Here is an 8320-nt window from a genome sequence, read left to right as displayed (position 1 = left end):
CTCCGGCGCCGAGCCGCGCCGCGAGGGCGGCGGAGGCGGCGCCGACGGCCAGCAGCGCGGCCGGGAGCAGCCAGCCGGCCGTGCCGTGCACGTACCGGCTGAGGGCCTCGCTCACCAGGTCGTAGCCGGGGTTGAGCACCTCCACCGCGGCCATCGCCAGGGCCCCGCCGCCGGCCAGGGCGAGCGGCACCCGTGCACCCGCTGCCGCAGCCGTGTTCGTCACCGTCATGTCGTCCTCCTCGATGTCGTTTCCGGTGATCCGGAATCTACGGAGGGGGAGGGAGCGGCCGCGTCGTCCCGATGCGGGCATCCGGCCGTACACCGAACGGTGTTGCCGTCCGGTCCGGCTGCACCGTCCGGTGTATGCGCCTGACCTCGGCCGGGACCCGTCTCGCGGGGGCCGAAGGGCCGGCCGGGTCGGGGCGTCGGGCATGATGGGTGCCGTACGAAGCGTCCGGACGGGGCGCGGGGCGGGCTGGGGAGGGCTGGCTGATGAGGCGTCTGGCGGGGGCGGTGGCCGTGGGTGTGCTGGCGGTGGCGGTGGCGGTGACCGGTTGCGGGAGCGTACGGGTCACCGAGGCCGGTGGTGGGGGCGGGGGGACGGTCGCCGAGACCACGGTGCCCGCCGAGCCGGATCCCGTCACCGACGCGGTGCGGCAGGGCGTCGCCGACCACGACCGGCTCTTTCCCGGGGTGGCGGCGCTGGGTTGCGCGTCGGTGACACCGAGCCCCTCCGCGGGCGGCACGGGCACCGCCGCCCCCGCCGCCCCGGCCGATCCGTGGGCGGCCAAGCACGCCGAGAACTCGATGTACAAGCAGATGGCGCCCCTCAGCGCGGTGGACCGCTGCCGGGGCGAGGCGCACAGCAAGCGGATCTCCGAGGCCGTGAAGGCCCGCGCCGCCCTGGGGCCGCTGACCGGGGACGACCTCCGCGGCATCCTGGAGTCGCTCGGCTATCCGCGCAACAGCGCGCAGTTCCAACTCGCGGGCGGTCAGGTGTCGTTCGATCTGACCATTCCCGGTGCCGGCCCCTGCGTCGGCGGTCGGGTGGCCGGTGGCTCCGTCTCCGTCGAGGCCCACGGGAACTACCTGGACGGCGGTTGCACCGAGCCGAAGGGCGGTCACTGACCCGGGTCAGTGGTGGGGCCCGTGCCACCAGTGGTCCGACGTTCCGTCGTTGGGTTCGTGGCCGTGGTGGCTCTCGTGGTGCTGCTGGTCGTCGTACGGGGTGCCGGGGTCCTCGCGGTGCGGGTCGTGGGGGTGCTGGTCGGCGGCCCAGGCGTCGGTGTCGTAGCCGTCGTGGTGGTGGTGCCAGTGGTCGGCGTCAGGTTGGTGGTCCGCGGGGTCGCCCGCGTGGTGCCCGTCGTGGCTGTGGTGGCCGTCGTGCCCGTCGTACCCGTCGTGGCCGTGGTGCCCGTGCCGGTCGTCCCCGTCCACGTCCGCGTTGCCGCCGTTGTGGTGGTGCGCAGGGTCGTCGTCGTGCTGGTGGTGCAGCGGGGTGGCGCCCAGGGCGGCGCCGGCCAGGGCGTCGCCGAGGCCGCGCAGCACTGCCGAGCCCGCCGTCCGGCGGCGGGAGCCGGCCGGGGCGGGCGGGGGCAGGGCCACCAGCGCGCCCGAGCGCGGCGTGGCCATCCAGGCGCGCGCCTCGAAGCGCTTGGCCGGGATCGCCACGGTGATCCTGGTGAACTCCTCCACCGGCACGCCGTCGCCGCCCGCCGCGAAGGCGTCGGTGAACAGGTCGTCGGCGACCACCAGCGCCAGGTCGGTGTCCCGCGTGCCCTCGAGGGCGGCGCGCGCCTCCTGGCAGTCCAGCAGCCGGCAGGCAGTCTCCACCGAGCGGGCCACGTAGCCGAGCGCCGCCCGCTGCACCCCGCCCTGGGCGAGGGCCGCGCGCACCCGTAGCCGCCCGGCGGTCCCGGGCGCCCGGTTGAGCGTGTACAGCGCGTCGCGCAGGCCGAGGACCAGGCCCGGCAGCGCCTTCGCCTCGTCGGCGTCGGGCGGCAGCAGGAGCAGCTGTCCGTCGCCCCGGTCCTGGGCCTCGCAGCGAGAGCGGTCGATGCCGGCCCGGCCGCAGGCGTGGTCCAGCGCGCGGTCCAGTCGTTCCTGGACCTTCTGCTGCACCGGGTACGGCCGGCCGCTGTACGCCTCGATGTCGACGACCAGGCAGATCCGGCGCAGCCGGGGGGCGACCTCGCCGCTCATGCCCGGCCACCGCCGTCCGGCGGGAGCGGAACGCCGGCCGCCCTGGCGAGCAACACCCGGTCACGGATGACGAGTTCGCGGTAGCTGGTGCGGACGGCGCCCTGGTCGCGCAGGGTGCGCAGCGAGCGTTCGACGCTGGCGGCGGAGAGCCGGGCGAGCGCGGCGAGGTCGGCGTGGCTGAGCGGGATGTCGATCCGCAGGCCGTCGTCGACGGGGGTGCCGTAGGAGCCGAGCAGGGTGTGCAGCGTGCGGGCGAGGCGGGCCAGGCCGGTGCCGTGGCCGGCGTCGACCCGGTGGCGGGTGGCCGAGCGGAGCTTGCGGGTGACCGAGCGCTGGACGGCGAGGGCGGCGGCCGGCCGGTCGGCGAGGAAGTCGAGGAAGGCCGGGCCGCCGATCTCGCGGGTGGTGCTGGTGCGGACGGCCAGGACGCTGGCCGAGCGCGGTTCACCGTCCAGCACGGCCAGTTCGCCGAGGAGTTCACCCGGCATCCGGACGGCGAGCAGGGCCTCTCCGCCGTCCTCGGTGGAGGCGACCACCTTGACGCAGCCGGTCAGCAGCACGGCGGTCCGGTCGCCCGGTTCGCCCTCCATCATCAGGGCCTCGCCCGGCGCGTAGACCCGCCGGGTGCCGAGCCGCCCGAGTGCCCGCAGGTCTTCGGCGTCGAGCCCGGCGAACGGCCCGCGTACGAAGGGGGCGGGCGCGGTGCCGCCGGGTCTGCCCGCCCCCTTGTCCGGTCCGGTGACGCGCTGCGCGCTCTGCATGGTGCCTGCCCCCCACCCGGTCGGCAACCCGCCCCAACGGGGCGATTCCGTACGGAAGATAGCGCACCGCCGGGTGCGGTGTCAGTCCCGGCGCGCCGCGTACCGCCGGTCCGCGCGGGCGCCGGGTCGGTCGTCGGCGAATCACAACAGCCGCTGGTTGTCAGGGATCTGACGATCAGTCAGGCTTTGGTGAGTCGATACCGACACCGGAAGGGGGCTGGATCATGGGTCCGGGGCAGTGGCTGCGCAGGGCCTGCGCGGTGCTCGGCACGGTCGCCGTGCTGTCGATCGGCGCCGGCGGGGCGTTCCCCGCCTCGGCGGCGGTCCCGGAGGGGGTCGTGCAGGGCGAGGGCTCGCCCGCCGCCGTCCCCGGAAGCTATCTGGTGGTGCTCGAACCCGCTGCGGCGAAGGCGGGTTCGGTGGCGGACGGCGCGGCGGCGCTGGCCCGCGCCTACGGCGGCACGGTGCGCCGCAGCTACGACGCCACGCTGCGCGGCTTCTCCGCCGACCTCACCGCGAAGCAGGCCCGCCGGCTCGCCGCCGACCCGTCGGTGGCACTCGTCTCGCAGAACCGCCGGGTGCGGGCCGACGGCGTGCAGACGGCGCCGGAGACCTGGGGGCTGGACCGGGTCGACCAGCGCCGCTTCCCCTACGACGACCGCTACGCCTACCCGGACACGGCGGGTGCCGGGGTGACGGCGTACATCGTGGACACCGGCGTGCGGATCACCTCGGAGGAGTTCGCCGGGCGGGCCTCCTACGGCTACGACGCCATCGACGGGGACACGGTCGCCGAGGACGGCCACGGCCACGGCACCCACGTCGCGGGAACGGTCGCCAGCAGCAGTTTCGGCGTCGCCAAGGCCGCGAAGATCGTCGCCGTGCGGGTGCTGAACGACGAGGGCGAGGGCACCACGGAGCAGGTGGTCGCGGGCATCGACTGGGTGACCCGGCACGCCGTGCGCCCGGCGGTGGTCAACATGAGCCTGGGCAGCGAGCCGGACCCGGTGCTGGACGCGGCGGTCGCGGGCTCCGTCGCCGCGGGCCTGACGTACACGGTCGCGGCCGGCAACCAGGGCATCGACGCGAGCGGGCACTCCCCGGCACGGGTGCCGAGCGCGATCACCGTCGGCGCGACCGACCGGGCCGACGTCCAGGCCTCGTTCTCCAACTACGGTCCCCTGGTGGACCTCTACGCCCCGGGCGTGGACATCACCTCGGTCTGGCATGTGATCGATTACGGCGGCATCGGGATCGACATGTCGGGCACCTCGATGGCCGCCCCGCACGCGGCGGGCGCCGTCGCGCTGTACCTGGCCTCGCACCCGTCCGCGACCCCCGCCCAGGTGTCCTCGGCGCTGACCTCGGCGGCGACCGCCGGCTCGCTGTACGGCCTCGGCCCGGGCTCCCCGGACCGCCTGCTGTACACCGGCACGGTGCCGAACCGGCCGCGCGGCCCGCTGTTCGCCGCGCCCGGCCCGGTGCCGTTCGACGGGGTCGGCACGGTGGAGTCGCCGCTCACCGTCACCGGGGTCTCCGGCAAGGCACCCCGCGACCTCGACATCGCCCTGGACATCTCCTACTGGTGGTCCGGCGACCTGAAGGTCGAACTGGTCGCCCCGGACGGCGCGGTGTTCCTGCTGCACGGCACCGACCCCGGGGAGATCCGGACGGACGTCGTCGGCGTCTACGGCGTGGACGCCTCCGCGCACACCGCGGCCGGGGTCTGGCGGCTGCGGGTGACCGACGTCGGCGGGTACTTCCCGGGCACGGTCAACGGGTGGTCGCTCCGGTTCTGAGCGTCCGCGCGGATCAGCGGCCCTCCGGTCGCCGGCCGGCATCCTCCTCCGCCTGCGGGCGGGGTCGGTGCCGGCCTTCGCGTTCCCGGGGTTCCCGCGCCCGTCCTCGCGGGGGCCTCCTGGCGCTTCGCGCCCCGCGCCCGGCGGGGCCTGGTATCGGCAGCCGACCACGGTGGACGGACCTGGCCAAGGACGGTTCGGGCCAGTGCCGGCCCCTGGTCCGGCCACCGGGCGGCAGGCAGGCTCTTACCCGACGGCAGCGACGAGCGGCCGTGAGGAACCGGGCGGCGTCACCGCGGGACGCACCGGGTCCGGACAAGACCCGTGTTGTGCACGCGCCCCGAAGGAGCCCCGCCATGTCCCGCTCTCGCAGTACGAAGGCCGCCGCGGTCGTCGCCCCGCTCGCGCGCCGGGTGGGCGCCGGCACCACCGCCCGCTAGCAGCGGCCCACTCCGGGCCCGGGCCCGGACGCCACCGGACCGGGGCGTCCCCGCGCTGCTACCGCTCCGTTCCCACCCCGCACCCCACGCGTGCCCGCCTGGGCCTGCCCGTGCCCGTCCGGCGGGCGGCCCACGGCGGTTGCCCCAGCACGTCCGAAACCGGTCGTGGCCCGACTCCCCGGCCACGGCACATCCGACCCGGCGAGCGAAGCCGCCAACGAAGGAAGCGTTTCTCCCATGACGAAGACCCTGCGCAAGGCCCTGCAACTCCTCGCGGTGAGCGTGGTCCTGGCCGGCGGGACGGTGGCCGCGGCCGGCCCCTCGTACGCGGCCCTGCCCGATGTGTCCTGCGGTACGGTCACCTCCGCCGACGCCACCGCCGCCGCCCAGCTGAACCAGCAGCTCACCGGCACCCTGCGGAACGCGATGACCGCGTACCGGGTGTCCTGCGCCCGGGCCATCGTCAACACCGTGCGGGCCATCGGAGTGCCGCAGCAGGCCGAGGTCATCGCGATCACCACGGCGATCGTGGAATCCACCCTGCGGAACAACCCGAACATGGAGGACCACGACAGCGTCGGCCTGTTCCAGCAGCGGGCGTCGTGGGGCAGCACCGCGCAGAGGCTCGACCCGGCGACGACGACCCGCAAGTTCATCAACGCGCTGCTCTCGACCTACCCGAACAACTCCTGGCTGAGCAAGCCGATCGGCGAGGTCTGCCAGGGTGTGCAGCGCTCGGCCTATCCCGACCGCTACCAGCCCCAGGTGGCCGACGCGCAGCGGATCGTCAACGCCCTCGGACAGGCCCCCGCGGCTCCGGTGGGGATGACGGGCTTCGCGTCGGCCGACTTCAACGGTGACGGAAGGACCGACCTGGTCGCAGTGGAAGCGGCCTCGGGGAAGATGTTCCTGTACCCGGGCACCGGTGTCGGCACCTTCGCCCAGCGGAGCCTGATCGGAACCGGGTGGGACACTCTCGGCAACGTGACGCCGGGCGACTTCAACGGCGACGGGAAGACCGACCTGGCCGCGGTCGCCGAGGGCAACGGGAACCTGTACGTCTACCCGGGCACCGGCACCGGCGTGTTCGGCACCCCGTGGTCGGCCGGGACCGGTTGGAACAGTCTGGACAACTTCTCCGCCGGCGACTTCAACGGTGACGGCAAGGCGGACATCGCGGCGGTCGGCACGGGTGACGGGAACCTCTACGTCTACCCGGGCACCGGGACCGGGGTGTTCGCGGCTCCGATCAACGCGGGCAACGGTTGGAACAACCTGGACCGCTTCATCGGCGGGGACTTCAACGCCGACGGCAAGGCCGACATCGCCGCGGTCGGCAAGGGCGACGGGAACCTCTACATCTACCCGGGCACCGCCACCGGCTGGTTCGCCGCCCCGGTCAGCGCCGGTACGGGCTGGAACATCATGCGCGACCTGATCGGCGGCGACTTCAACACCGACGGGAAGACCGACATCGCCGCCGTCCAGGCCCCCCGGGGCGCCGCCGGAAACATGTACCTCTACCCCGGCACCGGCCAGAACACCTTCGGCAGCCGCATCAACATCGGCACCGACTGGTAGCCGCTTCCCTCCACGCTTCCCCGCACACCATCCCGCACACCATCCCGCACGGGTCCCCGCACACCTCTCCGACAGCCACCATTCAGCAGATCGAGGTAGTCAGTCATGTCCAAGACCAGCCGCTTCCGCCGCGCGTCCCTGCTCGCCCCGCTGCTCGCCGCCATGGCCGCCGCCGGCCTGGGCGTGCCGCAGGCCCAGGCCGGATCCTCCCTCGGAGGCTCCATCAACCGGTCCGAGATCCTGCCGCGCGCCCAGTACTGGGACGCCCACGACGTCCAGTACAACCAGGGTGCGACCTACGGGGACGGCGACGGCCACTCCTACCGCACCGACTGCTCGGGGTTCATCTCGATGGCCTGGCACCTGTCGGCCACCGGACTCGGCTCGGCGACCACCCAGACGCTCGACAGCCGGTCGCTGACCACGCGCATCAACAAGAGCGACCTGCGTCCCGGCGACGCGCTGGACAACATCAGCGACCACGTCGTGCTCTTCGTGCGGTGGAACAACCAGGCGACCGGGGACTTCACCTACCTCCACCAGTCGAACTCGCGGACCGACATGACCTACGGGAGCGGGAACGTCTACAGCGGGAACATATCGAGCTACCCGGCGAGCAGTTACGTGGCCCTGCGGTACAACAAGGTGGTCGAGGACAACAGCACCCCGCCGCCGGCCACTCCGGTGGGGATGACGGGCTTCGCGTCGGCGGACTTCAACGGCGACGGGCGGATGGACCTGGCCTCGGTGGACGCGGCGACGGGGAAGATGTTCCTGTACCCGGGCACCGGTGTCGGCACCTTCGCCGAGCGGAGCCTGATCGGTACCGGCTGGGGCTCGCTGACCGACATGACGCCGGGTGACTTCAACGGTGACGGCAAGGCCGACCTGGCCGCGGTCGGCAAGAGCGACGGCAAGCTGTACGTCTACCCGGGCACCGGCACCGGCGTGTTCGGCAGCCCGTGGTCGGCCGGGACCGGTTGGAACAACCTGGACAACTTCTCCGGCGGTGACTTCAACGGTGACGGCAAGGCGGACATCGCGGCGGTCGGCACGGGTGACGGGAACCTGTACGTCTACCCGGGGACCGGGACCGGGGTGTTCGCGGCTCCGATCAACGCGGGCAACGGTTGGAACAACCTGGACCGTTTCACCGGCGGGGACTTCAACGGTGACGGCAAGGCGGACATCGCAGCGGTGGGCAAGGGCGACGGGAACCTGTACGTCTACCCGGGTACCGCCACCGGCTGGTTCGCCGCCCCGGTCAGCGCCGGTACGGGCTGGAACATCATGCGCGACCTGATCGGCGGCGACTTCAACGCCGACGGCAGGGCGGACGTCGCCGCCGTCCAGGCGCCCCGGGGCTCGACCGGGGACATGTACCTCTACCCCGGCACCGGCCAGAACACCTTCGGCAGCCGCATCAACATCGGCACCGACTGGTAGGCCTCGACGCGACACCCGCCGTGAGGGCGGGAACCCGCCGGTCCCCGGGACCGGCGGGTTCTCCCGTTCTCCCGTTCTCCCGTTCCCCCGC

7 protein-coding genes are annotated in these 8320 nt (G+C 73.7%); 4 read left to right on the top strand and 3 right to left on the bottom strand.

Going from position 1 to position 8320, the window contains the following annotated elements:
• Positions 1–229 (bottom strand): hypothetical protein (locus tag ACFU74_RS00540; protein WP_380749429.1); only part of this gene is annotated, 229 nt, incomplete at its 3' end.
• A 263-nt stretch (positions 230–492) separates the two neighbouring features.
• On the opposite strand from ACFU74_RS00540, the gene ACFU74_RS00535 reads away from it, so the two are divergent.
• Entirely contained in the window at positions 493–1128 is a 636-nt protein-coding gene (locus ACFU74_RS00535) for a hypothetical protein (RefSeq protein ID WP_380749426.1), read from the top strand.
• A gap of 6 nt (positions 1129–1134) precedes the next feature.
• Here ACFU74_RS00535 and ACFU74_RS00530 read toward each other — a convergent pair whose 3' ends face one another.
• Complete coding sequence (locus ACFU74_RS00530) at positions 1135–2202, bottom strand: hypothetical protein (protein ID WP_380749423.1); 1068 nt, start codon at positions 2200–2202, stop codon at positions 1135–1137.
• The gene (locus ACFU74_RS00525) at positions 2199–2963 is read right to left on the bottom strand and encodes a Crp/Fnr family transcriptional regulator (protein ID WP_380749420.1); all 765 of its coding nucleotides are present in this window, start codon (positions 2961–2963) and stop codon (positions 2199–2201) included. The genes ACFU74_RS00530 and ACFU74_RS00525 overlap by 4 nt, the downstream gene beginning before the upstream one ends.
• Before the next feature lie 224 nt (positions 2964–3187).
• Between ACFU74_RS00525 and ACFU74_RS00520 the strand changes: the two genes are divergently transcribed.
• The 3 genes from ACFU74_RS00520 to ACFU74_RS00510 all read left to right on the top strand — a co-directional run bounded on the left by ACFU74_RS00520 (position 3188) and on the right by ACFU74_RS00510 (position 8229).
• Positions 3188–4762, top strand: coding sequence for a S8 family serine peptidase (locus tag ACFU74_RS00520; RefSeq protein WP_380749417.1), 1575 nt, complete (start codon positions 3188–3190; stop codon positions 4760–4762).
• A 677-nt stretch (positions 4763–5439) separates the two neighbouring features.
• On the top strand, positions 5440–6783 hold the full coding sequence (locus tag ACFU74_RS00515) for an FG-GAP repeat domain-containing protein (RefSeq protein WP_380749414.1): 1344 nt from the start codon (positions 5440–5442) through the stop codon (positions 6781–6783).
• Positions 6784–6888: 105 nt separating this feature from the next.
• Positions 6889–8229 carry an FG-GAP repeat domain-containing protein gene (locus ACFU74_RS00510; RefSeq protein ID WP_380749411.1) on the top strand — a complete coding sequence of 447 codons (1341 nt, stop codon included), beginning with the start codon at positions 6889–6891 and terminating at the stop codon, positions 8227–8229.
• Positions 8230–8320: the final 91 nt, after the last annotated feature.

It is taken from the genome of Kitasatospora sp. NPDC057500 (assembly GCF_042802195.1).
Classification (GTDB): domain Bacteria; phylum Actinomycetota; class Actinomycetes; order Streptomycetales; family Streptomycetaceae; genus Kitasatospora.
The sequence above is the reverse complement of the archived record's forward strand: the minus strand, read 5'-3'. Positions and strand labels throughout refer to the sequence as shown.

What these genes read in the sequence shown, in the direction of transcription:
- ACFU74_RS00535 (WP_380749426.1), top strand. Translation starts at nt 493, where the DNA reads ATGAGGCGTCTGGCGGGGGCGGTGGCCGTGGGTGTGCTGGCGGTGGCG.
- ACFU74_RS00530 (WP_380749423.1), bottom strand. Translation starts at nt 2,202, where the DNA reads ATGAGCGGCGAGGTCGCCCCCCGGCTGCGCCGGATCTGCCTGGTCGTC.
- ACFU74_RS00525 (WP_380749420.1), bottom strand. Translation starts at nt 2,963, where the DNA reads ATGCAGAGCGCGCAGCGCGTCACCGGACCGGACAAGGGGGCGGGCAGA.
- ACFU74_RS00520 (WP_380749417.1), top strand. Translation starts at nt 3,188, where the DNA reads ATGGGTCCGGGGCAGTGGCTGCGCAGGGCCTGCGCGGTGCTCGGCACG.
- ACFU74_RS00515 (WP_380749414.1), top strand. Translation starts at nt 5,440, where the DNA reads ATGACGAAGACCCTGCGCAAGGCCCTGCAACTCCTCGCGGTGAGCGTG.
- ACFU74_RS00510 (WP_380749411.1), top strand. Translation starts at nt 6,889, where the DNA reads ATGTCCAAGACCAGCCGCTTCCGCCGCGCGTCCCTGCTCGCCCCGCTG.